General features: G+C 57.6%; 20 protein-coding genes, 1 tRNA gene and 1 pseudogene. 15 read left to right on the forward strand and 7 right to left on the reverse strand.

Annotation, left to right across the window (positions count from 1 at the left end):
• Positions 1-26 precede the first annotated feature (26 nt).
• Positions 27-362 (forward strand): hypothetical protein, encoded by a 336-nt coding sequence (locus tag F6R97_RS02260; RefSeq protein WP_315865963.1) that lies wholly within the window; start codon positions 27-29, stop codon positions 360-362.
• A gap of 45 nt (positions 363-407) precedes the next feature.
• On the opposite strand, the gene F6R97_RS02265 is transcribed toward F6R97_RS02260, so the two are convergent.
• Both F6R97_RS02265 and F6R97_RS02270 read right to left on the reverse strand, forming a co-directional pair.
• On the reverse strand, positions 408-1,106 hold the full coding sequence (locus F6R97_RS02265) for a lysophospholipid acyltransferase family protein (protein WP_050683313.1): 699 nt from the start codon (positions 1,104-1,106) through the stop codon (positions 408-410).
• Positions 1,103-1,291, reverse strand: coding sequence for a hypothetical protein (locus tag F6R97_RS02270; RefSeq protein ID WP_038983066.1), 189 nt, complete (start codon positions 1,289-1,291; stop codon positions 1,103-1,105). Before F6R97_RS02270 ends, F6R97_RS02265 begins: the two co-directional genes overlap by 4 nt.
• 471 nt (positions 1,292-1,762) lie before the next feature.
• Between F6R97_RS02270 and F6R97_RS02275 the strand changes: the two genes are divergently transcribed.
• Entirely contained in the window at positions 1,763-2,482 is a 720-nt protein-coding gene (locus tag F6R97_RS02275) for an autoinducer binding domain-containing protein (protein WP_048393640.1), read from the forward strand.
• A gap of 194 nt (positions 2,483-2,676) precedes the next feature.
• On the opposite strand, the gene F6R97_RS02280 is transcribed toward F6R97_RS02275, so the two are convergent.
• Positions 2,677-3,621 (reverse strand): proline iminopeptidase-family hydrolase, encoded by a 945-nt coding sequence (locus tag F6R97_RS02280; protein ID WP_038983065.1) that lies wholly within the window; start codon positions 3,619-3,621, stop codon positions 2,677-2,679.
• Positions 3,622-3,714: 93 nt separating this feature from the next.
• The gene (locus tag F6R97_RS02285) at positions 3,715-4,473 is read right to left on the reverse strand and encodes a LuxR family transcriptional regulator (protein ID WP_038983064.1); all 759 of its coding nucleotides are present in this window, start codon (positions 4,471-4,473) and stop codon (positions 3,715-3,717) included.
• Positions 4,474-4,653: 180 nt separating this feature from the next.
• On the opposite strand from F6R97_RS02285, the gene F6R97_RS02290 reads away from it, so the two are divergent.
• From F6R97_RS02290 to F6R97_RS02315, 6 genes are read left to right on the forward strand one after another with little or no spacing between them, the layout of a single operon-like run.
• Complete coding sequence (locus F6R97_RS02290; RefSeq protein WP_038983063.1) at positions 4,654-5,541, forward strand: proline iminopeptidase-family hydrolase; 888 nt, start codon at positions 4,654-4,656, stop codon at positions 5,539-5,541.
• Between the two features lie 3 nt (positions 5,542-5,544).
• Positions 5,545-6,492, forward strand: a complete 948-nt coding sequence (locus tag F6R97_RS02295) for an ABC transporter permease (RefSeq protein WP_038983062.1) — start codon at positions 5,545-5,547, stop codon at positions 6,490-6,492.
• Entirely contained in the window at positions 6,489-7,343 is an 855-nt protein-coding gene (locus F6R97_RS02300; protein ID WP_038983061.1) for an ABC transporter permease, read from the forward strand. The genes F6R97_RS02295 and F6R97_RS02300 overlap by 4 nt, the downstream gene beginning before the upstream one ends.
• Positions 7,340-8,326, forward strand: a complete 987-nt coding sequence (locus tag F6R97_RS02305) for an ABC transporter ATP-binding protein (protein WP_315865964.1) — start codon at positions 7,340-7,342, stop codon at positions 8,324-8,326. The genes F6R97_RS02300 and F6R97_RS02305 overlap by 4 nt, the downstream gene beginning before the upstream one ends.
• Positions 8,323-9,294 carry an ABC transporter ATP-binding protein gene (locus F6R97_RS02310; RefSeq protein ID WP_315865965.1) on the forward strand — a complete coding sequence of 324 codons (972 nt, stop codon included), beginning with the start codon at positions 8,323-8,325 and terminating at the stop codon, positions 9,292-9,294. Before F6R97_RS02305 ends, F6R97_RS02310 begins: the two co-directional genes overlap by 4 nt.
• Before the next feature lie 32 nt (positions 9,295-9,326).
• Positions 9,327-10,841 carry an ABC transporter substrate-binding protein gene (locus F6R97_RS02315; protein ID WP_038983058.1) on the forward strand — a complete coding sequence of 505 codons (1,515 nt, stop codon included), beginning with the start codon at positions 9,327-9,329 and terminating at the stop codon, positions 10,839-10,841.
• Here the strand turns inward: F6R97_RS02315 and F6R97_RS02320 are convergent.
• Together F6R97_RS02320 and F6R97_RS02325 are read right to left on the reverse strand one after the other, a co-directional pair.
• On the reverse strand, positions 10,838-10,987 hold the full coding sequence (locus F6R97_RS02320; RefSeq protein ID WP_156877852.1) for a hypothetical protein: 150 nt from the start codon (positions 10,985-10,987) through the stop codon (positions 10,838-10,840). The two genes, F6R97_RS02315 and F6R97_RS02320, sit on opposite strands and share 4 nt — an antisense overlap.
• A 57-nt stretch (positions 10,988-11,044) precedes the next feature.
• Positions 11,045-11,119: transfer RNA gene (locus F6R97_RS02325), tRNA-Gln, on the reverse strand.
• A 177-nt stretch (positions 11,120-11,296) separates the two neighbouring features.
• Between F6R97_RS02325 and F6R97_RS02330 the strand changes: the two genes are divergently transcribed.
• From F6R97_RS02330 to F6R97_RS02345, 4 genes and pseudogenes are all read left to right on the forward strand, one after another.
• Positions 11,297-12,409: a CapA family protein gene (locus F6R97_RS02330; RefSeq protein WP_315865966.1), complete on the forward strand. Its 1,113-nt coding sequence runs from the start codon at positions 11,297-11,299 to the stop codon at positions 12,407-12,409.
• Positions 12,410-12,693: 284 nt separating this feature from the next.
• Positions 12,694-14,433 carry a dipeptidase gene (locus tag F6R97_RS02335; protein ID WP_315865967.1) on the forward strand — a complete coding sequence of 580 codons (1,740 nt, stop codon included), beginning with the start codon at positions 12,694-12,696 and terminating at the stop codon, positions 14,431-14,433.
• Between the two features lie 105 nt (positions 14,434-14,538).
• A pseudogene (dapF, locus tag F6R97_RS02340) lies at positions 14,539-15,358 on the forward strand (diaminopimelate epimerase).
• A 97-nt stretch (positions 15,359-15,455) separates the two neighbouring features.
• Positions 15,456-17,432 (forward strand): metallophosphoesterase, encoded by a 1,977-nt coding sequence (locus F6R97_RS02345; protein WP_048393638.1) that lies wholly within the window; start codon positions 15,456-15,458, stop codon positions 17,430-17,432.
• Between the two features lie 199 nt (positions 17,433-17,631).
• On the opposite strand, the gene F6R97_RS02350 is transcribed toward F6R97_RS02345, so the two are convergent.
• Positions 17,632-19,197, reverse strand: coding sequence for a carbohydrate porin (locus tag F6R97_RS02350; protein WP_038983053.1), 1,566 nt, complete (start codon positions 19,195-19,197; stop codon positions 17,632-17,634).
• 169 nt (positions 19,198-19,366) lie between these two features.
• Here F6R97_RS02350 and F6R97_RS02355 point away from each other — a divergent pair, with 169 nt between their 5' ends.
• Genes F6R97_RS02355 through F6R97_RS02365 form a run of 3 tightly spaced genes read left to right on the forward strand, consistent with a single transcriptional unit; the run spans position 19,367 to position 22,464 of the window.
• The gene (locus tag F6R97_RS02355; protein ID WP_038983052.1) at positions 19,367-20,641 is read left to right on the forward strand and encodes an ABC transporter substrate-binding protein; all 1,275 of its coding nucleotides are present in this window, start codon (positions 19,367-19,369) and stop codon (positions 20,639-20,641) included.
• Positions 20,642-20,662: 21 nt separating this feature from the next.
• Positions 20,663-21,625, forward strand: a complete 963-nt coding sequence (locus tag F6R97_RS02360) for a carbohydrate ABC transporter permease (RefSeq protein WP_050683176.1) — start codon at positions 20,663-20,665, stop codon at positions 21,623-21,625.
• Positions 21,622-22,464 (forward strand): carbohydrate ABC transporter permease, encoded by an 843-nt coding sequence (locus F6R97_RS02365; protein ID WP_038983050.1) that lies wholly within the window; start codon positions 21,622-21,624, stop codon positions 22,462-22,464. The genes F6R97_RS02360 and F6R97_RS02365 overlap by 4 nt, the downstream gene beginning before the upstream one ends.
• Positions 22,465-22,487 lie beyond the last annotated feature (23 nt).

Here is a 22,487-nt window from a genome sequence, read left to right on the forward strand (position 1 = left end):
ACACACTCATAAAAGAGGTCGCAGCAATGAACGGTACGATGACTTCCGATCAAGCGATAGCCTGCCTAAACCTGGCGCTTGAACGTAACAAACAACTGTTCAGCGAAGCCTATCACTTGAGCCACACCGCCCTTGATCTTCTCGACCAGCCCAACATGGACGTCGAACAGTTCACGCAATATCAGAAGAAAAGACGACAGGCCGATCTTAAATACCTGGAAGCTATCGAACACTTGCGATTAATCATGGTTGAATATTCTATTCATTTCCCCGCAGCGGAGCCCCCACTGCATGAGTCGTCGGTTTGGATAGGGATGACGACGGCTTTCAGAGGCTATTTCGGGGACGCCACAGACAGATAGTTCGTTGACACAAAAATGGACCTCTTTTCAGAGGTCCTTTTTTTACTAAATAATCGGAAGCCCCTTGTTGATAATCTCACGCGTGTAACTCGCCAGCTCTTTGGTAGTCATGCTCGCGACCACATCCGCCTCGATGGGCTGATGGGCTACGATACTGACTTCAGTAGAGCGCAATGAGTTGTAAGCCACGTCCCCAACAGCAGGACTGATCGTTACTGGAACGATACCCACCCCCATGTCCTTGGCAACCCGGAAGGCTCCCGACTTGAAAGGCAACATATCCCCGCCTTTGTTTCGGGTGCCTTCAGGAAAGATCCAGAGGGAAGTATTGTCAGCAACAACGCTCTTGGAGATCTTGCGCAGACTCTGGATCGACGCCCGAGGGCTGTTCCTGTCAATGAACAGGCTGCCCGTCAGCCAATACAATTGCCCGACCAGAGGCAACCACTTAAGTGATTTTTTACCGACAATAACCGTACCTGGTTTAAGCGCCTCAGCAACAATCAGAACATCATAATTACACTGGTGGTTTGCCACATAGATATACGGTTGGGCGGTGGAGATGGTGTCGAATCCACTGACAGCGACGCGAACCGAGAATATTTTATTGATCACTGTGTATGACCGGCAGGCCACATGCAGGTTTTTGTTCTTTGAAGGATTGACTAACATGAACAAGCATAAAAAGGGAAAACTCAGAACAATGAACAGCAACACCAACAGCCACCGCACAAAAAAAATCATAACTTATCCACCTTGCCTAAATCACTTGAGCCACTGAAAAGACCGCCCCGAACATCAGTACGTTCGATCAGCGCGACACCATAAAAGCCTTCATCATCAACACACACCATCAATCCAAAACCGTGGGCCAGGACGCCATTCGCCAGTTCGGCCAATTGATAGGCCCCCACCAGAGACAGACTCAAAGCCTTTGCCCGATCCAGAATATCGAGCCTCGCCCCGAGGATCAGATTCAGTCCGCCAGTACAACAAACCGAGACCTATGTTAGTAGCTGCCCGAATGGGCAGGTTAATTAAAGCGACATCCCATGACGAGCAGCACTGATCGCTCAATGATGATTAATTTGTCCTCTCCGGCGAGTTGAAAATGGTGACATCTTTATATCGAACGTAAAAAATTTCAGACACTCCAAACCCTGATTCTCTAGTACCTCCGTACCAAAAAAACATATGAAATAACTAACCTTTTTTTCACAGGCATGACACTCCGCCCCCCTTGCGAGGCATTCATCTGTGCTACGGACCCTACCTGGCGAGGTGCTGCCATTGTATTCAAGAAATTACAACTCAGGCCATCCTTCCTGCAGCGCTTCGATCCTGTATGATAAGCCCCCCGCTCTTCTCACTAAGAGCGCTGACCACGGAAGGTAATATTGGTGAATGACTGGCGCGAATATTTCATAGAGTTGATTTCTGGCTGTACTTCTGAAAATGAATTATTCAATGAACTGATTAAAATAACTTCCAACTTGGGTTTCGAGTTCTGTTCCTATGGATTAAAAACCCACTCACCGTTAGCCCCAGCCCCCCCTCAATATTTTCTACGGTCAAACTACCCTGGTGCCTGGGAGAAAAAATATGTAGCCGACGATTATTTTTCTCAGGACCCGACCGTTGAACACGGGCTGACACGCTCCATTCCCATGCGCTGGTCCGCGGAAGAGCAAAGTCAAAAACTGGAGTTCTGGGAAGAAGCGCGACATTACAACCTCAATCATGGTTGGTGCCTTTCTTCGCAACGCGAATACAACACTATTGGCTTGCTCTCTGTTTCCCGCTCCGCTGAATATATTTCCACGGCAGAGTTGGAGAGCAAAGAGACTAAATTAATTTGGTTGACTCAGTTAGTGCATGAGTCCATGACGCGTTTTTTTGCCGAAAAATCCACACCTGAAAAGTACAAGCCATTGACCGCACGCGAAAAAGAAACCCTGAAATGGACGGCCATGGGAAAAACTTATGTCGAAATCAGCATTATTCTGAATATCGACACGCGAACCGTGAAATTTCATTTGGTCAACTCCATGCGCAAACTCCAAGCCTCGAATAAAGCCGAAGCAGCGGTCAAAGCATCCTTGATGGGTTTGCTGCTCTAAGCCAGGGCCTCTGCGGCACCTACAAGAACTGTCGTGCTGGAAGGCAGCGGGAAATAAACCATAGCGCAGGGATACGTCAACGAGGTGACATCGGCGTTGCCGAATTCCACGTTGTAGTCGATACCTGCGGTGCCGCATATGGCACAGGCTGAAGCTGGCCCATGAGGCCGCCTCAGCAGCAGGAAGGACACAGGTCAGGGCGTCAGCTCTTCAAGCTTGCGATCGCCAACCATCGTCCCGTGCAAACACTCATCCAGGAACCTCACTACCGTCCCCATGCAGGCGACCCGCTCCTCGACATGGGGCATGTGGCTGGAGTTCTGGAACAACGCCCAACGCACGTTCGGGATCTGCTCCAGATAAGGTCTGACCACCGTCGGTGTTGCTTCGTCGTAGCGACCGGAGATCACCAGCGTCGGCACGTTGATGTGCCGCAAGCGGTCGACAATGGTCCAGTTTTTCAGGCTGCCTATCACATGAAACTCCGTCGGCCCGCTCATGGCATGGTAAACGGTGGGGTCGGCATCGACCTGGGCAAACGTACGCGCGACTTCGTCCGGCCAGGGAAGGACGCGACACACATGGTTGTCGTAAAAAACCCTCGACGCTTGCTGATAGGCGACCGCTTGAAAATCCCCTGCCCGTTCGTGTTCAAGCAATGTTTCATGTACGCCGGCAGGCAACAATTGACGTAAACGGTTGGCTTCCTCAACCCAGACGCGCATATCCGAAGGGGAATTGGCGGCGATCAAGGCCCGTAGCCCCGCAGGTTGCCGTACGGCGTGTTCACTGGCGAGCATGCCGCCCCAGGATTGCCCCAGCAGCGCGTAATTGTCGCTGATTTCCAGATGATCCAGCAGGTTGTCCAGTTCATCGAGAAACAGCGCTACATTCCAGAACGAGGCGTCTTTTTCCGGTAGGTGAGTCGAGCGACCGTTACCCAGTTGATCGTAATGAACCACTGGATAGCCACTCGCGGCGATGTCCTTGAAAGCGTCGACGTAATCATGCGTGCAGCCCGGGCCGCCATGCAGAATCACCAGCGGCGTGTTCTTACCGTCGAAGTGACCCGTGACGCGGTACCAGGTCTGATAAGGACCAAAAGGTGCGAAGCCTTCACGTATTCCGATAGATTCCATTTCTTCATGCCGCCCCTGAAAAACCGTACGGCACACGATACCGGGATCAGATCCTCGAAATAACTAGAGAAACAAATAGGTTTCTGCCCTATTTCAGCTATCGAGCAATCGATAGTGGGTTGCCCGAACCACGGCCTGGACCCGATTCTTGGCCCCGAGTTTATGCATGGCCGAGGTCAGATGGAGGCTGATGGTGGCCAATGAGCGATTCAATTGGCTGGCAATCTCGCCGGCGGTCAGGCCCTCAGCCGCCCATTTCAGGCACTCGCGTTCACGTTTGGTCAGGTGAATGGGAGGCGTGTGAGCCTCCTTGCCAAGCAACGGATAGGCCGCTTCCTGCAAGGCATGGGAAATCAGGCTGAAATCCGCCAGGGTCCGCCGGGCATCGCACAGGACACTGCTGTTGCCGGTACGCAACCCGGTCAAGGAGGCAAAGCCGCCTCTGGGCAGATGAATCGGGACCGACACACCACAGGTCATCTGCGCGTCCTCCAGATAATTCACCACCGGCGCATGGCGCTGACTGATGACCGGCTCCAGCAAGGTGTCAGTCCCGGGTTTGTAAGACCAGACAAAGGGTGAAACACAATTGAGTGCTACCTGCTGGACAGGGTCGATCTGGTAGTAACCCTCTGTACACCAACGCGCATGCCAATCAGCTGGCGTGTTGCGCAGTTTGAGCACCGCGGGTGTGATCAACTTGCCTTCATGGTCCAGCGGCACCGGGCTGTAGTCGTACACCAAGGCATCAAAGCCAAGCTCCTCGGCCAATAGCATGGCGTTGTCCATCTGCTCATCCAGGCTCTTGCCCGACAACAGACGGGGATTGAGGTCTGATAGCTTGGCCTGCATCCATTGCGCTCCCTAATTAATTTCAATCCTGAAATTCAGCACGTAGAATGCCACGCCTCGGCGAGGGACTGCCAGACAAAACCTATAAGAAATACTAGCTTTTGGACGCATGACTTACTCAGTAGGGTTGAGTGATTTGGTCAGCGTGCGAACCGGCCAGCATCATAAAGGGAGAGTGCGATGTGGCGTGAAATCGAACCGGACCAACAAATAAACGTTGAAGTCGACGGCCACAATCTGGTGGTTTACAGCTTTGGCGAGGGCGATGAGGTCCTGCTGTGCCTCAATGGAGGCCCGGGGCTTCCCTGCGATTATCTGCGTGACGCCCATGGCTGGCTCAAGGACAAGGGGTTGCGCGTTGTCGCCTTCGACCAACTCGGCACCGGGGCGTCTGACAGACCCGAAGACCCATCCCTCTGGGACATCACCCGTTATGTCGCTGAGGTGGAAACCGTCCGGCAGGCCCTCGACCTGGGCCGGGTGCACTTGTTGGGGCACTCCTGGGGCGGCTGGCTGGCAATCGAATATGCCATTTACCACCCTCACGCACTCAAAACGATGATTCTGGAAAACACGGTAGGCGATATCCCGCATCTGTCTCAGGAACTGGAGCGTCTGCGCGGCGCTCTGGGCAGCGAAACCGTGGCCATGATGCAGCGCCATGAAGCCATGGGCACCCTCGATCACCCTCAATACCAAGCGGCGATCACCCTTCTCAACTACCGCCATGTCTGCCGCCTGGACGAGTGGCCGGCGCCGGTCACGCGCTCGCTGGGCGACTGGAACATGGGACCGTACACAACCATGCAGGGGCCGAATGAGTTTCTCTACGTCGGCAACCTGAAAAACTGGAACCGTCTGCAGGAAATGGCCGATTTCACCATGCCGGTATTGATTACCACCGGCCAGCACGACGAACTGACGCCGGCCTGTGCCATGCGCATGAAAATGGCGCTCAAGGATGCTGCACTGCATGTGTTCCCCAACAGCAGCCATATGCCCTTCTACGAAGAACCTCACGCCTACTTTCCGGTGTTGCTGGATTTCCTCCAGCGGCACCGAGGTTAGTCGATGAATCTGTCGCGTTACCGTTTCATCCTGTCACGGCCCCTGCAACTGCTGCCGGTGCTGTTCGGCATCAGTCTCATCACGTTTGTGCTGGTGCGCTCGATTCCCGGCGACCCGGCGCGCGCCCTGCTCGGCTCGCGCAGTACGCCGGAGGGGCTGCTCAGGGTTCGCGCTCAGTTCGGCCTCGATCAGCCGCTGTGGATGCAGTATTTCTACTTCCTGAAAAACCTGTTCAACGGCGATCTCGGCCAGTCATTGCTGTACAAGGTCGACGCCTTGAAGTTGATCAGCACGCGGATCGAACCCACGCTGTTTCTGGTGCTTGGCAGTGTGCTGCTGGCAATGTTGATCGCGGTGCCACTGGCCACCGTTGCGGCCCGCAACAAGGGCGGCTGGGGCGACAACCTGATCCGCCTGTTCACCACCGCCGGCCTCGGCATGCCGGCGTTCTGGCTGGGGATCATGTTGATCCTGCTATTCAGTGTGCAACTGGGCTGGTTCCCGGTTTCCGGCTACGGCCGCTCCTGGCTGGACAAACTGCACCATATGGTCCTGCCCTGCCTGACCATTGCCCTGGCGTTATCGGCGGTGTTGGTACGCAATCTGCGGGCAAGCATGCTCATGGAGCTGCAAGCCGACCATGTCACGGCAGCCCGGGCTCGCGGTCTGTCTGAAGACGCGGTGTTTCGACGCCACGTGCTGCCCAACTCGCTCGTACCCGCCGTCAACCTGCTGGCGGTGAACATCGGCTGGCTGATCAGCGGCACAGTGGTCATCGAGAGTCTGTTCGCCATTCCCGGGATCGGCCAGCTATTGGTCCGGGGCATCTTCACCCGTGACTACATGGTGGTCCAGGGCGTGGCAATGGTGCTGGCTTGCGCCACCGTTGCGGTAAACTTCCTCGCTGATGTGATCACGGTAGCCATCGATCCACGCGTGAAAATCCGATGAGCAGTCAGGCAACGACGATTCCCCGACTGAACCTGCGCCTGGGTTTGCGCAACCCTCGATTGGCAATGGGATTGGGCCTGGCAATCCTGCTCGGCTGGCTGGTGCTGGCGATCTTCGCGCCCTGGATCGCGCCCTTTGATCCAATCGCCCAGAACACTGATATTCGCCTGCTGGCGCCGCATCTGGCCCACCCGTTCGGCACCGACAATTTTGGCCGCGACGTCTTGTCTCGAGTGATCTGGTCAGCCCGCATCGACTTGCAGCTGGCGGTGATCGGGGTGATTTTTCCGTTTCTGATCGGCACCTGTGTCGGAGCCTTGTCCGGCTACATCGGCGGGCGTTTCGACACGTTTTGCATGCGCCTGATCGATATCATCCTGGCCTTCCCGTTTCTGGTGTTGATGCTGGCGATCATGGCGATTCTCGGCCCCGGCCTGATGAGTTTTTATATCGCCATGGCCCTGGTGGGCTGGGTGTCCTACGCACGGTTGATCCGCTCGCAGATCCTGATACTCAAGGAAAGTGATTTTGCCCTGGCCGCCAAAAGCCTCGGCTTCGGTCATGGGCGCATCCTGTTTCGGCACTTGCTGCCTAACGCGATGTTCGGCTCGATCGTTTTTTCCATGTCCGATGCGGTGCTGGTATTGCTCAACGGCGCGGCGGTCAGCTACCTCGGCCTCGGGGTTCAACCACCGACCGCCGAGTGGGGCACGATGGTCGCCGAGGGCCAGAGCTTCATCACTTCCGCGTGGTGGATCTGCACCTTCCCGGGATTGGCGATCGTCACCCTGGCCATGGGCTTCAGCCTGCTGGCTGACGCTGTTGCCGAACACTTGGGTAAACGCTCATGAGTGCGCCTGTGCTGAAGGTCGAAGAGCTCAGTGTCATCGCCCGTAAGGGTGAGCACGAGGTAACTCTGGTGGATCGCTTGTCCTTTGACCTGGCCGAGGGTGAAGTACTCGGACTGGTGGGCGAAAGCGGCTCCGGCAAGACCATGGCTTGTCGCGGTTTAATGCGTCTGCTGCCGTCGCCAAACCTGCGAGTCGAAGGCACAACCGTGCAACTGGCCGGGGAAAATCTGTTGCACCTGGACGAGGCTGGCATGCGTCGCATGCGTGGACGTCAGCTGGGTATGATTTTCCAGAACCCCAGCAGTCATCTCGACCCCTTGATGCGTATCGGCGAGCAGATTGGCGAAGGCATTCGTCTGCACCAAGGCGCCAGCAAACGCGAAGCCCGCGCCCAGGCCATCGACGTACTTCGGCAAGTGGGTATTCCCGATCCGCAGCGGCGGGTCGACAGTTACCCTCACGAATTTTCCGGCGGCATGCGTCAGCGCGCGATGATCGCCGTGGCACTGGGCTGCAACCCGAACGTGCTGATCGCCGACGAACCGACCACCGCCCTCGACGTTACGGTGCAAGCGCAAATCCTGCGCCTGCTGCTCGATCTTCGTGACCAGCGTGGCCTGTCGATCATCTTGATCACCCATGACCTGGGGGTGGTTGCCCAGACCTGCGACTCGATTGCCGTGATGTACGCCGGACGCTTGTGCGAGCACGGCAACAAACACGAGGTGCTGGCGTATCCGCGCCACCCTTACACCGCTGGATTGATCGACTGTCAGCCGGCCACCAGTCACGGTCACGCATTGCTCAAAACCATCGCCGGGCAACCGCCCCTGCTCGATGCCCTGCCCCAAGGGTGTCGCTTCAATCCGCGCTGCCAGCAAATCGGCAACCGATGCACATCACTGATGCCCAGTTTGCAGCCCGTCAGCCATGGACACCGCATCGCTTGCCATTACCCCTTGGCCGTCGGAGACCGCTCATGACCCTGCTCAAGGTCAAGGATCTGCAGGTGCGCTTCGCCGCTCCGGGCACTGGTTTTCTGGGCATGAACCGTCAATGGCTGACAGCGGTCAACGGCGTTTCGCTGACCCTTTCGGCCGGAGAAACGCTCGGGCTGGTCGGCGAGTCGGGTAGCGGCAAAAGCAGCTTGGGACGGGCGATCCTGCACCTCAACGAGATTTACGCCGGGCAGGTGCTGTTCGATGGCGTCGACATGGCCCACGCCGGGAAGGTCGATATAGAGCGGCTGCGTCATGGGACGGCGATGGTTTTTCAAGACCCTTACGCCGCTCTCAACCCACGCCTAAGCATCGGCCAGACTCTGGCAGAAGTGCTCCGGGTACAGCGCAAAGTGCCGGAGCCACTGATTGCCGCCCGAGTCGATGAACTGCTGACTCTGGTTGGTCTGCGCCCCGAATTAGCCTCGCGCAAGCCGCACGCCTTGAGTGGCGGCCAATGCCAGCGTGTCGGGATCGCCCGTGCGCTGGCCGTGGAGCCGCGCCTGATCGTCGCCGATGAATGCGTGGCCGCGCTGGATGTGTCCATCCAGGGGCAGATCATCAACCTGCTGCTGGAACTGCGCCAGCGCATGAACCTGGCGATTGTGTTCATTGCCCATGATCTGGCGATCGTTCGCCGGCTCTGTGATCGGGTGGCGGTGATGTACCTGGGCAAGATCGTCGAAGAGGGCCCCGTGGAGGAAGTATTTCGCTCCCCGCGACATCCTTATACCGCCGCACTGATCCAGTCGATTCCGGAAATCGATCCGGCCCGGGCGCTACCCACCGACCCTTTGCCCGGTGAACCGCCCAGCCCTTTGCAGCTGCCATCCGGCTGCGCTTTTCACCCGCGCTGTCGCTACGTTCGTCCGACCTGTAGCCAGGTGGCGCCCCCTACCCGTCAACTCGACGCTCGCCGTTACGACTGCGTACTCGAGGAGCCTCTGCTTTAAAAACAACGTACTCATCAAGAAGGAGTTTGACCATGCGATCCAGGCATTTGAAATTGCTCGCCGCAGCCACATTGACCGCTTGCACCCTTGCCAGCGGCATTGCACAAGCGGCCGGCGTACTCACCATCGGTTGCCGTGAAGAAAGCACCACGTTCGACCCGATCAAGAGCGCGCAAAACCGCGATACCTGGGTGTTTTCCAATGTCTACGACACACTGATCCGGGTCGACAAGGCCGGCAGCAAAATGGAACCCGGCCTGGCTGAAAGCTGGAAAGTCTCCGACGATGGCCTGACCTACACCTTCAAAATGCGCGCGGCGAAATTCTCCGACGGCTCGCCGATCACGGCCGATGATGCGGCATTCAGTCTGTTGCGCACTCGCGATAACAAGGCCTCGCTGTGGAGCGATGCCTACAAACTGATCGACACGGCGAAAGCGGCCGATCCGCGTACCCTGGTCGTCACCCTGACCACCCCGTCGGTACCGTTCCTCTCGCAACTGGCCTCGCCGACCGTGTCGGTTCTCTCGCAGAAGGCCATGACCCGCATGGGCGAAGATGCCTATGCGCAAGAGCCTGTGGTCTCAGGGGCATTTTTTGTCAAAGAGTGGCTGCGCGGCGACCGCGTGAAGCTGGAGAAGAACCCGCATTTCTGGCAGGCCGACAAGGTCAGCCTGGATGGCGTGGAGTGGATTTCCATTCCGGACGACAATACCCGGATGCTCAAGGTGCAGGCAGGCGAACTGGACTCCGCGATCTTCGTACCGTTTTCGCGAGTCGATGCACTGCGCAAGGACCCCAACCTGACCATCCACTCCGACCCTTCCACTCGGGAAGATCACCTGCTGATCAACCATGAGCACGGGCTGCTGAGCAAGCCTGAAGTGCGTCAGGCACTGGACATGGCCATCAACAAAAAATCGGTGGTCGATACCGTCACCTTCGGCCATGGCCAGGAGGCTTACTCCTACATCCCCAAGGGCTCGCTTTACCACTACGCCGACAACTTGAAGCGTCCATTCGACCCAACCAAAGCCAAGCAGATGCTCAGCGATGCCGGCGCAGCGGGCATGAAGCTGAACTATGTGGTCAACGCCGGCAACGAAGCCGATGAGCAGATTGCCGTGCTGGTTCAGCAGCAACTGGCGGCCGTCGGTGTGACCGCCACCCTGCAAAAGGTCGACCCCACCCAGAGCTGGCAGATGCTGGTGGACGGTGACTACGACCTGTCCGTGATGTACTGGACCAACGACATCCTTGACCCGGACCAGAAGACCACCTTCGTTCTGGGCCACGACACCAACATGAACTACATGACCCGCTACAAGAACGACAAGGTCAAGAATCTGGTGTCGGCTGCCCGAGTGGAAGCGGAGCCGGCCAAGCGTGAACAGATGTACGTCGACTTACAGAAGGTCGCCAAACAGGACGTCAACTGGATCGACCTCTACTACAGTCCGTACATCAATATTTCGCGCAAGAACATCGAGCACTTCCAGCAGAATCCACTGGGGCGTTTCTCTCTTGAGGAAACGGTGAAGAACTAAGGAATAAGTTGTGCTGAAGCAAGCAGCTCCAGCGCAACCCAGACTGATCCAGAAAAAAAATGGACCTCTGAAAAGAGGTCCATTTTTTTTGGCATAAAAAAACGCCGGACCGGATCGGCGTTGGCGTTTTCTGTAAAGACAATCATCCGGGACTCCCGCAATACCTGCCGGCGGAGGCCATACTTGGATGAGTATAAGGAAAATGGCAGGGGCGGCTGGATTCGAACCAACGCATGGCAGGATCAAAACCTGCTGCCTTACCGCTTGGCGACGCCCCTGTATCTGTTGCGGCGAGTGCTCGGCACTCTCTTTCTGATTTGTCCTTGCGGACAAGCCCTGTAAGGGCCTCTGCAAGAACGGGCGGAAATTTATCAACTTTTGCTTCGCCTGGGAAGGCCAACACAAAAATATATTTGTTTTAAAACAGATGCTTACTCCTGATCCTGGAGGGTGCCATGGCAGCTGTTACCGATTCACTGAAGCTGTTTCTCGCCGGCGATGTCATGACCGCACGCGGCATTGACTCCGTACTGCCACATCCTGGCGATCCGCGGCTTTACGAAGACTACGTCAAGAATGCCGGCGTTTACGTCCGGCTGGCAGAAAGACTCAATGGCCCGATTCCCCTCCCCGTCGATTTCACCTATGTCTGGGGCGCTGCGCTGGATGAGTTTGAACTTCGCCAGCCACATGCACGCATCATCAATCTGGAAACTGCGGTGTCCCGCCGTGGACGACCGGAGCAAAAGGGCATCAATTACCGCATGACCCCGGAGAACTTCCCGGCCATCAGTGCAGCCGGCATCGACTGCTGCGTGCTGGCCAACAACCATGTGCTGGACTGGGGAGCAGCCGGCCTGGCCGATACGCTGGAGACCTTGTCGAGCAACGGCATGTGCAGCGCCGGCGCCGGGCACAACCGACAATCTGCCGAAGCGCCTGCCGTGCTGCCGCAGTCTGGCGGACGGCGCTTGCTGGTGTTTGGCCTCGGCGCACCCGACAGTGGCATACCGCCGGACTGGGCCGCCACGGATAAGCGAACGGGCGTGGCGCGGCTGGAAGATCTGACTATGCAAAGCCTGCGCCCTGTGGCCAAACGGATTCTCGAAAGCAAAAAACCGGGGGATCTGGTGGTCGCTTCCATTCATTGGGGCGGCAACTGGGGGTTCGATATCCCGCGCGAGCAGGTCCGGTTCGCCCATGCCTTGATCGACGAGGCCGGAGTTGACGTGGTGCATGGGCATTCCTCGCACCACATCAAGGGCATTGAGGTGTATCGCGAACATCTGATTCTTTATGGCTGCGGTGATCTGCTGAACGATTACGAAGGCATCGAGGGCCACACAGCCTTTCGCGGCGACCTGGGGCTGCTGTACTTTGCCTCGCTGGAACCGAGCGGGCATTTGCAGTCGCTGGACCTGATACCCACCCGCCTCTGTCGCTTTCGCATCTGTCGCGCCGAAGGGGATGACCGTCAATGGCTGCACGACACCCTTTCCCGCGAGTGCGCACGCTTGGGCAGCAGCATCCAGCCGGGCGCGAAAAATGCCTTCGAGTCGCGTTGGTAGGTGCCTCTGGACATATGAAAGCTTCCCAATGCCTTTTTTTGTAGGAGCCAGGCTTGCCGGCGAAAGCGCTCTTAAGGACGCCTTCGCCGGCAAGCCTGGCTCCTACAAAAAGCGCTTTGCTCGCTTCCCGTTTTTTTTCATTTCTGCGTCGCTTTTGCATTTTTGTGCGACAGATTCCACTTCCGGGACTCCCGTACCACTCCCTCGTGGTGTTAGTTTGGGAAAGTTTCTGACTCATCGACCAGATATTTCTCACAAACTGCCTGCAAAGGAATGCCTCAACAATGGATTTATCACTCAAGCACCTGGCCGCGACAACCCTGATGCTGGCCAGCCTTTCGTCGTTCACCACGTCAGCGCACGCCAACATCACTGCGCAACAGAGCGCGACCATCCTCAAGACTTTCAGTGACGCATCAGTAACCGATTTCAGGCAGTTCCTGAGTCGCTTGGCCAAGAGCGACCTTGCCAAAACCAGCGATCTCGGCCCGGCAATCAGTGCCTTCCAGAGCAACAAGACCCTTACCCCTGAACAACAGAACGAAATCCATCGCCTGCTTGGCCTCTATGCACGGGTGAAATACGGCAATGCGGCCACCGAGACCCTGCGCGAGCTGGTGGCAATCCCGACCTTCCGCGTGGACGGCGTTGAACAGCACGATAATCCCGAATTCATCAAGATCGCCGACAAGCTCAAGGGCCTTGCCCAGGCCTTCAACCTGAACTTTCGCAACATCGACAACCGCGTCTATGAGATTTCCCTCGCAGGCAACGGCGATGAAGTCGTAGGTATTCACGCGCATGCCGATGTGGTGCCCGTAACCCCAGAGAACTGGGTCCTGAAAGACGGCACCCGACTCGATCCGTTCAAGGTCACCCTGGTCGGCGACCGCATGTATGGCCGGGGCACCGAGGATGACAAGAACGGCATCGTGGTGGCGCTCTACGCCATGAAAATCATCAAGGAAGAGAAGCTGCCGCTGGCCAGGAATTTCAAACTGCTGGTGGACACCACCGAAGAAACCACGGGCGACGCCATCCCCTATTACTTCGAACACAACCCGACACCCAACTACAACCTGGCGCTGGATGGCGGCTATCCGGTGGTGATTGCCGAGAAAGGCTACGGCACCGTCATGGCCAGTTTCCCTCGGCGCGCCGCAGAGGGCAAAGGCGCCGAAATCACCGCAATGACCGGCGGCCTGGCAACCAACCAGATTCCGTCGACTTCGGTCGCCACTCTGGTGACTGCCAAGCCCGCCGAATTGGCCGCCAGCCTGCAGAAGGCAGGTAGCGATTATGCCAAGCGCAATGGCGGCGACTTCGAGGTGGTCGCCAAGGTCGTCGGCAAGGACGTCCAGCTGACGGTCACCGGCGTTTCCGCCCACTCCTCCGAACCCGAGTCAGGCGTCAACCCGGTGGCAAGGATGCTGGACTTCATCAACAGCCTCGACGGGAAGGTTGCGCTCAAACACAACCACATTACCGACGCCGCCCGCTACGCCGCCGAAAACTGGGGACTGGACTACCTGGGAGGCAAATTGGGGGTCGGTTTTTCCGATGACTTCATGGGACCGCTGACCGCATCCCTGACCTATGTCGGAATGGATGAAAAAGCCTTCAAACTCGCGGTCAACCTGCGCGTGCCAAAGGGCAAATCCCCTGAAGTGCTCAAGACCGAAATCGCCGACAAGCTTGGCGCCTGGAGCAAGAAGACCCACATTGCAGCGGGTTTCGACTACTCGATCGCCGAGCCGATGCATCGCAACCCCGAGGGTGAATGGGTCAAGGCCCTGCTGGCCGTGGCCAGCGAAAACCTTGGCATGGAACACAAGTTCGGCACCTCGGCCGGCGCCACCTCGGTCCATGAGCTGCCCAATGGCGTGCAGTTCGGTCTGGCCAGGCCCGAGGTCAAGTACACCGGCCACAACGACAACGAGTTCAAGACTGTCGACCAGTTCCTGCTGGACCTGCAGATCGTGACCGAAATGTTCGGGCGCATCGGGCAGTTGCCGAAACTCTGATCCCCCTTTCGGACCCGCTATTCTGGCGGGTCCATTTCTATGCGAATGGGGCTGGGTGGCCTTTAAACGTCAACTCATCCCATGCCTGGTCGACAGGATCTCTTTATGCCGCTGAGTTTTCATAAAATGCACGCCAATGGCGATGACTTCGTCATTGTGGACTCGCGAAATTCGGCCAATCCAATGACAAGTGCCCTGGCTCAGCGATTGGGTGATCGGCACCGAGGAATCGGATTCAATCAACTCGCGGTGGTGCTCGATTGCGATGATGCAGCGGCGCTGCTTGATGTTCTGGAACGCCGATGGTTCCACGCTGGATGCGTGTGGCAGCGCAACGCGTGGTGCCGCGGATAGGCTGATGCGTGAATCAAATGTTACTTCGATAGCGCTGCGAACCAACCGTGGTCTACTCACGTGTGAACGAACCTCAAGCGGCGCGATTTCCGTGAACATGGGGGAACCGCTTTTCGGCTGGTCGGATATTCCCCTGGCCCTGGAACTGGACACTGCTGTTTTACCACTGGCGGGTGACCCAGCAGCGACCAGCATGGGCAATCCGCACTGCACCTATTTTGTCGATGACCTAACCGCCGTTGATATAGCGACCCTCGGACCGACCATTGAAACCAACCCTCTGTTTCCCCTCAAGACGAACGTGCATTTCGTCCAGATCATTAACCGAAAGCACATTCGGTTGCGCATTTGGGAGCGCGGCGGTGGCATTCCGCTCGGTTCAGGCTCCTGCTCTTGTGGCGCCGCGGTTAACGGAATTCGTCGCGGCTTGTTAGACCATTGCGTTGAGGTTGAATGTGATGGCGGCACCGTAACGGTTCGATGGGATGGCGTGGGACCGGTCTTTCTCATCGGGCCGGTAGAAACAACGTTTTCGGGAACGGTTCACGACAGTCTCTCCTTCAGGCTATGAACCGGCGGCCATCGCATAACTGACCTATTCTGAATCGACCGACAAAAGATCACCCTTTTGAGGTACCTGAACTCGTTACAGCAATGGAGGCTGAATGATGAAGGAGCAATCGATTGAGTTTCGCGCTGGAGAGGCGCCTACGCCGCACTCTTCGCCCCTCGCCATGACCCGTCCCACCCAATCCCCCACGCTCAATAGCCGCATCGAGCTTTATACCCAAGAGGCGATGGTCAATTGGCTAGGCCCGTTGCAGCTAATGCGCACGGGCTTGCAAACGGCTGTCGCCACCACGATGGGTGCCTTCGCGGACCCACGTGAGGTGTTGGCCATGCTCAACCCTCGGGACTCTAACCCGCCTATCCAGGTGGCTGCCGACGGTGACGTATGGATCGATTATCTGGCCGACACCGGCGATGGCTGGGACTCCACCTACTCGATGGCGCTGTGCGTCAGCCATGCTGTCGAGTTGCCGGAACACCAGCTCTCGCTGCCGCGCGGTGATGTGCTGCTGCTTGGCGGCGATCAGGTCTATCCCACACCGGCCCGCAACGGCTACCGCACTCGCTTCCTTGATCCCTTCCGCGCCGCATTTCCCGCGCCGGTACCCAAGGAGCGCCCTAATGACCAGGACCAGCCCGTGCGGCAGCCGGGTGCACCGTGGATATTGGCGACGCCCGGCAACCATGATTGGTATGACGGTCTGCGCGGTTTCTCCCAACTGTTTTGCGAGCAGAAGCCCATCGGCGCCTGGGAAACCCGCCAGCGCACCGGTTACTACGTGCTGCAATTGCCCCATGGCTGGTGGATCTGGGGCCTGGATCTGCAGTTTGAGTCCATGATCGACCGACAGCAGAAGCAATACTTCGAGCAGATGCACGCCAAACTGCAGCCAGGCGATCGCGTGATCCTCTGTACACCTGAGCCGAGCTGGGTGGATGAGGCCGAACGGCTGGCACGCGAGGAGAGCAAGGCCTTGCCCTCGATCGAAACCCAGACGCCGCGCTTTCGCAGCCTGCGCGAGATCGAGGAACTCTTGGGTGATCACCTGGCGGTGGTCTTGGCCGGAGACTCGCACCATTACGCGCGCTACCAGCCAAAAGCTGGCACCCAGGCGCCGCAGCGCATCACCTGCGGAGGCGGTGGCGCCTTCTTGAATGCCACACATCAGCTTCCCGATCCGCCCAAGCCGATCAACGTTGGCGGCACCCGGCAGCACTACGAGCTGGCGGCGGTCTACCCGGACAAAAAAACCTCCGAGCAACTGCGTAATCGGGCATGGCGGCTACCTACCCGCAATCTCTCGTTCTGCGGCATGCTGGCCATCTTGTACCTGCTGTTTGACTGGATGGTACAAAGCGCCAGCACGGTGCCCCACCCGGCACGAGGCAACCGCAGCCTGATGGACGTGTTGTCTGACCTCCAAGCGTCTATTTCCAACATCAGCGAAGTGTGGCGACACCTGCTCCTGGTCATGTCACACAGTCCTTCGTCAGTGATGTTCGCCGTGATCATTGTGCTGGGTTGCGCAGTGTTCTCAGCCGCCGGGGTCAAGCGCACCCGAAAGCTCGCCTATGCCATCGGCGCTGCTCACGGGGTACTTCATCTGGGACTGGCGATCGGACTGCTGTGGCTCATGGGCCGCGTCAACATCCACTACTTGCAGCTCGAGGTAGAAAACCTGCACCAGGTTTTGTTGTTCCTGGCGGAGACACTGGTGCTCGGCGGCAGTTTGGGAGGCCTGTTGTTCGGTGCATGGATGGTGATGGGCAACACCTTTTGGGGGCTACATAGCGAGGCGGTTTTTTCCTCGCAGTGCATCGCCGACCACAAATGCTTCCTGCGCATGCACTTCAAAGGCGACCAACTGACCCTTTACCCACTCAAGCTGGAGAAGGTCTGCCGGCGCTGGTCCCTGGGATCAGGAGTCGCCAAACTGGCGAAGGTGCAGCGCACCTGGAGGTTGCGGGCAACGCCTGAAAGCACCGGCCCGCGCTTCGTGCCAGCCTCGGGTGCGCTCGAACTGCAACTGATCGAGCCGCCCATCGAGATTCAGCGTGGAAGAGCTGTCCCGTAGGAGCCAGGATTGCCGGTCAGTTAAGCGAAATTTCTGTAGGAGCGAGGCTTGCCCGCGAAGAATGCACCGCGGTTTTTCAGGTATTACGCGTCATCGTTCTTCGCGGGCAAGCCTCGCTCCTACAGATTTCGCCTTAACTGACAGGCATTACGGCAAGCCTGGCTCCTACAGGTTCGGCCTGTCGCAGATGAAGCAGAAATCAGAACCAGGTTTCCATCTGTATGCCGTACTGCCATACACCACCGGCGTTGAAGTCCGACTTGCCGAAGTTGTCTGTGGAACTGTATCTGTCCAGGTCCGAAGACCAGTTCATGAGGCTTGCGAACAATCGCAATTCGGGGCGTGTGAGCAGGTCTCCAACGTCAGGTTTGAATGTCGGGGCGATCGTGAATTTCCAGAAGTTACCGTCGACCGCATTACGTTGCATGTAGCCCTTGGGGTCGAGGTCCATGGTTTGCCAGCTCATTTCGTAGGCCATCTCGAAATTGCTGTTGATTTCATTGGCCAACCGCACGTTCAGGGTCATCCAGCGGTAATCGTCACCCTTGACGTACCTGTCCTTGCTCTGTTCGGCCAACAAGCTAGGACCGATGCGCCAGCCGGGGGCAATGGGCGTCTCACCATAAACCGCCAGACGCAGCGCGCGGGCGTCGTCGATCAGTTCGCCATCCGAGCCAATGTTCTTGACCTCTGCCCCCAGACCTTGCCCGTAGAGCAGTGCCGTTTTGAAGAAGCCTTCCCTGCCGAAAAAGTCTTTCTGGTGATTGGCCAGCATGCTGTGCAAGCCGGAATCCGCCGGCGCCAGGCCCGCCTCATTGGTGCGGGTGGCAAAGTCGTTTTTCTTCGAGCCAATGCCATTGAACATCCACTGCCATTGACCATTATCGAAGTATTGGTTGGAGGTCAGGATGTAGCTTTCCACATCGGCATTGACACCGCCCTCACTGAAATCCCCGTAGTTACGCCCGATCAAAGAGTAGTTCGAGCGCCAGTCCTTGTTCATCTGCACATCGTAGATTCCACCCCCGGTGCCGGCCAGAAAGATGACGTCCGAGTCCAGCCAGTGGATGTCGAAGTTATCTCTGTCGAATCGTTTGCCTGCCCACAGAGTGGAATTTTCAAACACTGAGTTGCCCTTGAAGGCGGCGAGATGATCGAGTTCGGTAAATACCTGACGCACGTTCAGGTTGCTCTCATCGGCCGTCCAGTCATTGGAACTCTCCACACCGTCGGCGATGGACACCGTGAATTTGGAACGGGTGCCGTTCTGCGCATAGAGCTCTTTCGACAGGTCTATGCGCATGTAAGTATCGTCTTCGTTACCCAGTCGCCCGACTGCGCCACCGACTGAACCGGCAGGGGTTGTGTAAGGACCGCCACGGCCACCACCCAGCCCATCGTTGATCAGCAATCCGGAACGGGCGTAGCCCTTGAAGCTGAAGCCGTCAGTCAGGTGTCCGCTACTGTCCTGCTTTTCCATGCTTTGCTGACGGGCTTCGAGTTTTGCCAGTCGAGTATCCAAAGTGGGCGCCGCAGTGGCTGCTGCAGTAGACGCCGCCGACTGCAAGGCGGGAGTAGCCAGTTTGATCTGCTGCAATTCTCTGGCAAGTGCCTGGGTTTGCTGTTCAGCTGCGGCTGCACGTTTTTCCGCGGCGCTGGCACGGGCTTCAAACGCGGCCATGCGCTCTTCCAGAGTCGCGGCCTGAGAGGTTGCCGCCGAGGTGCCGAGCACGCCTGCGAGTAGCCAGCTTGATGCTTTCTGCATGTGGGTTTCCCTGTTTTGTTTTTATTGTTCTGTTGCCGCGACTGACCTTTTTCCTATGAATTCTGAATTGTCCAAACCCATGAAAAAAAGGATGCCTCATCGCAAATACGCTGCTACATTTGGCGATGTTAACGTTAACTTTTCTTAAAACAAAAATAAAGAGGGCTTTATGAAACAGCTGAAATCTCTCCTTCCAGCAGCACTGCTCACCCTTTTTGCCGGGCTTCCATCCCTCTCGAGCGCAGCCGATTTGACGATCTCGTGTGGGGCGGTGGGGGCGGAGTTACAACTCTGCAAGGAGGCTGTCGAGGCGTGGTCGAAACAGACCGGCAACCACGTCGAGGTGGTCTCAACACCTAACTCGGCAACCGAGAGGTTGTCGTTCTACCAACAGATCCTCAGTGCGCAGTCCAGCGACATCGACATCATTCAAATCGATATGGTGTGGCCGGGAATGCTGGCCAAACATCTGATGGATCTGCGCGAGGTGCTTCCTGCCAACGCAACACAAGGCTACTTCCAGGCACAGGTGGATAACGCCACGGTGAACGGACGGCTGGTGACGATGCCGTGGTTCACCGACTCGGGTCTGCTGTATTACCGCAAGGACTTGCTCGAGAAGTACAACCAACAGGTTCCCCAGACTTGGGAAGAAATGACCGCTACCGCCCGGAATATTCAACAGGCCGAGCGCACTGCCGGGAATCCCAATGCCTGGGGTTACATCTTTCAGGGGCGCGCCTACGAGGGCCTGACGTGTAATGCGCTGGAGTGGATCAGCAGCCAACCGCAAGGCGGGCTGGTCAATCCGCAAGGCGACATCGTGGTCAACAGCCAGGCCTCAAGAACGGCGTTGACCCTGGCGAAAAGCTGGGTAGGAGACATCTCCCCGCGTGGCGTACTCAATTACACCGAGGAAGAAGGCCGGGGCGTATTCCAGTCGGGCAATGCGCTGTTCATGCGTAACTGGCCGTATGTCTGGGCCTTGGTGCAAAGCCAGGACAGTGCGGTAAAAGACAAGGTCGGGGTCGCTCCCCTGCCCCGTGGCGGCGAGACCGGCACCCATGCATCCACCCTCGGTGGCTGGGGTCTGGCGGTATCGCGTTACAGCGCCCATCCAAAACTTGCGGCAGAACTGGTGAGCTACCTGACCAGTGCCCAAGAGCAAAAACGCCGCGCCCTGATAGGCGCCTATAACCCGGTGATCGAGTCACTCTATCAAGACCCCGAATTGCTCGCGGCCATGCCTTATTACGCTCAGCTGCACAGCATTCTCAACGATGGGGTCATGCGCCCCGCCTCAATAACCGCCGATCGCTATCCACGGGTCTCCAATGCGTTCTTCGATCGAGTGCATGGCGTGCTGGCGGGCGAGTTGCCTGTCGATCAGGCGCTGGCCGAGCTGGAAAGCGAACTCACACGCATCAAACGCCGGAACTGGTAAGCCACAAGGAAGAAAATCACCATGTCTGTCTCTACTACCCATGTCCCCTGTGACGAGCTTCTGCTCACCAGGGAAACGCCCGTACAACGACGCCGGGTACGCGCCGCCTGGCTGTTTCTGACACCGATGCTGTTGTGTCTGGCCCTGGTGGCAGCCTGGCCGCTACTGCGCACATTCTGGTTCAGCCTGACCGACGCCAGTCTGTCAGACACCGGTGGCGGATCCTTCATCGGCCTGAGCAATTATCTGTTCCACAACGGCTCCAGCTGGTCGGGCATCCTGGTCGATCCTCAGTGGTGGAACGCGGTGCGCAACACCTTGCATTTCACCGTGGTGTCGGTGGGACTGGAAGTCGTACTGGGACTGTTGGTGGCGTTGCTGCTGAACATCAAGTTCACCGGACGTTCTCTGGTGCGGGCGATGATTCTGATTCCCTGGGCGATTCCGACCATTGTCTCGGCAAAGATCTGGTCATGGATGCTTAACGACCAGTTCGGCATCATCAATCACCTGATGCTGAGCCTCGGCCTGATCGACGCGCCCCTGGCCTGGACGGCCGATGCGGACCTGTCGATGTGGGCGGTGATCCTCGTCGACGTCTGGAAGACCGTCCCGTTTGTCACGCTGCTGATGCTGGCGGCCTTGCAGATGTTGCCGAGCGATTGCTACGAAGCCGCGAGGGTCGATGGCATTCATCCGCTGAAAGTGTTCTGGCGTGTCACCCTTCCCCTATTAATGCCTGCATTGTTGGTGGCGGCAATCTTCCGCATCCTCGACTCGCTGCGGGTATTCGACGTGATCTATGTGCTGACCTCGAACTCATCGAGCACCATGAGCATGTCGGTGTATGCCCGCCAGCACCTGGTGGAGTTCCAGGACGTCGGTTACGGCAGCGCGGCCTCGACGCTGTTGTTTCTGGTGGTAGCGGTCATCGCCCTGCTTTATCTCTACCTCGGACGTCGTCAACTGGAGGTCCGGTCATGAGCCTGCGCCTACTGAAAAAAGCGCTGTTGCGCCTCGGGTTCTGGTGCCTGATCGGGGTGTTGCTGCTGTATGCGGTTTTCCCTTTCTACTACGCCATCGTGACGTCGCTGAAACCGTCCAGCGCCTTGTTCGAGGTGAGCTACTGGATCAAAAACCCCGACTTCTCCAATTACGCAGCGGTGCTCAGTCAAGCCTCCTTCCTGCGAGCTATCGGTAATTCACTGGTGGTCGCGCTTAGCGTGGTGACATTGGCGCTGTTCCTCAGCCTGACCGCCGCCTATGCCTTGGGCCGGGTGAAGTTCCGTGGCCGTGGCACCGTCTTGATGATGGTCCTTGGCGTGTCGATGTTTCCCCAAGTCGCGGTGCTGTCGGGGCTGTTCGAAGTGATCCGCGCACTGGGTCTTTACAACACCTCCTGGGCATTGATTCTGAGCTACACGATTTTCACCCTGCCCTTCACCGTTTGGGTGCTGACCACGTTCATGGGGCAACTGCCTCATGAACTGGAAGAAGCGGCAATCATGGATGGCGCCTCGCCCTGGGTCACGCTGACCCGCGTGCTGTTGCCGTTGCTCTGGCCCGCACTGGTCACCACTGGCTTATTGGCCTTCATCGCAGCGTGGAACGAGTTCCTGTTTGCCCTGACCTTCACCCTCACCGATACCCAACGCACGGTGCCGGTCGCCATCGCCTTGATTTCCGGCGGCAGCCCCCATGAGTTGCCTTGGGGGTTGTTGATGGCCGCCTCGGTGGTGGTCACCGTCCCATTGGTGATTCTGGTGCTGATCTTCCAGCGCCGAATCGTTTCCGGTCTCACTGCCGGCGCGTTAAAGGGTTGATGCCCAACAAAGACAAGGAACAG

Origin of the sequence: Pseudomonas sp. JV414 (assembly GCF_032424305.1) — a bacterium.
Classification (GTDB): domain Bacteria; phylum Pseudomonadota; class Gammaproteobacteria; order Pseudomonadales; family Pseudomonadaceae; genus Aquipseudomonas; species Aquipseudomonas lini.

Coding starts and splice junctions, on each gene's coding strand:
- F6R97_RS02260 (WP_315865963.1), top strand. CDS start 27: ATGAACGGTACGATGACTTCCGATCAAGCGATAGCCTGCCTAAACCTG.
- F6R97_RS02265 (WP_050683313.1), bottom strand. CDS start 1,106: ATGATTTTTTTTGTGCGGTGGCTGTTGGTGTTGCTGTTCATTGTTCTG.
- F6R97_RS02280 (WP_038983065.1), bottom strand. CDS start 3,621: ATGGAATCTATCGGAATACGTGAAGGCTTCGCACCTTTTGGTCCTTAT.
- F6R97_RS02285 (WP_038983064.1), bottom strand. CDS start 4,473: ATGCAGGCCAAGCTATCAGACCTCAATCCCCGTCTGTTGTCGGGCAAG.
- F6R97_RS02290 (WP_038983063.1), top strand. CDS start 4,654: ATGTGGCGTGAAATCGAACCGGACCAACAAATAAACGTTGAAGTCGAC.
- F6R97_RS02295 (WP_038983062.1), top strand. CDS start 5,545: ATGAATCTGTCGCGTTACCGTTTCATCCTGTCACGGCCCCTGCAACTG.
- F6R97_RS02300 (WP_038983061.1), top strand. CDS start 6,489: ATGAGCAGTCAGGCAACGACGATTCCCCGACTGAACCTGCGCCTGGGT.
- F6R97_RS02305 (WP_315865964.1), top strand. CDS start 7,340: ATGAGTGCGCCTGTGCTGAAGGTCGAAGAGCTCAGTGTCATCGCCCGT.
- F6R97_RS02310 (WP_315865965.1), top strand. CDS start 8,323: ATGACCCTGCTCAAGGTCAAGGATCTGCAGGTGCGCTTCGCCGCTCCG.
- F6R97_RS02315 (WP_038983058.1), top strand. CDS start 9,327: ATGCGATCCAGGCATTTGAAATTGCTCGCCGCAGCCACATTGACCGCT.
- F6R97_RS02320 (WP_156877852.1), bottom strand. CDS start 10,987: ATGATTGTCTTTACAGAAAACGCCAACGCCGATCCGGTCCGGCGTTTT.
- F6R97_RS02330 (WP_315865966.1), top strand. CDS start 11,297: ATGGCAGCTGTTACCGATTCACTGAAGCTGTTTCTCGCCGGCGATGTC.
- F6R97_RS02335 (WP_315865967.1), top strand. CDS start 12,694: ATGGATTTATCACTCAAGCACCTGGCCGCGACAACCCTGATGCTGGCC.
- F6R97_RS02345 (WP_048393638.1), top strand. CDS start 15,456: ATGAAGGAGCAATCGATTGAGTTTCGCGCTGGAGAGGCGCCTACGCCG.
- F6R97_RS02350 (WP_038983053.1), bottom strand. CDS start 19,197: ATGCAGAAAGCATCAAGCTGGCTACTCGCAGGCGTGCTCGGCACCTCG.
- F6R97_RS02355 (WP_038983052.1), top strand. CDS start 19,367: ATGAAACAGCTGAAATCTCTCCTTCCAGCAGCACTGCTCACCCTTTTT.
- F6R97_RS02360 (WP_050683176.1), top strand. CDS start 20,663: ATGTCTGTCTCTACTACCCATGTCCCCTGTGACGAGCTTCTGCTCACC.
- F6R97_RS02365 (WP_038983050.1), top strand. CDS start 21,622: ATGAGCCTGCGCCTACTGAAAAAAGCGCTGTTGCGCCTCGGGTTCTGG.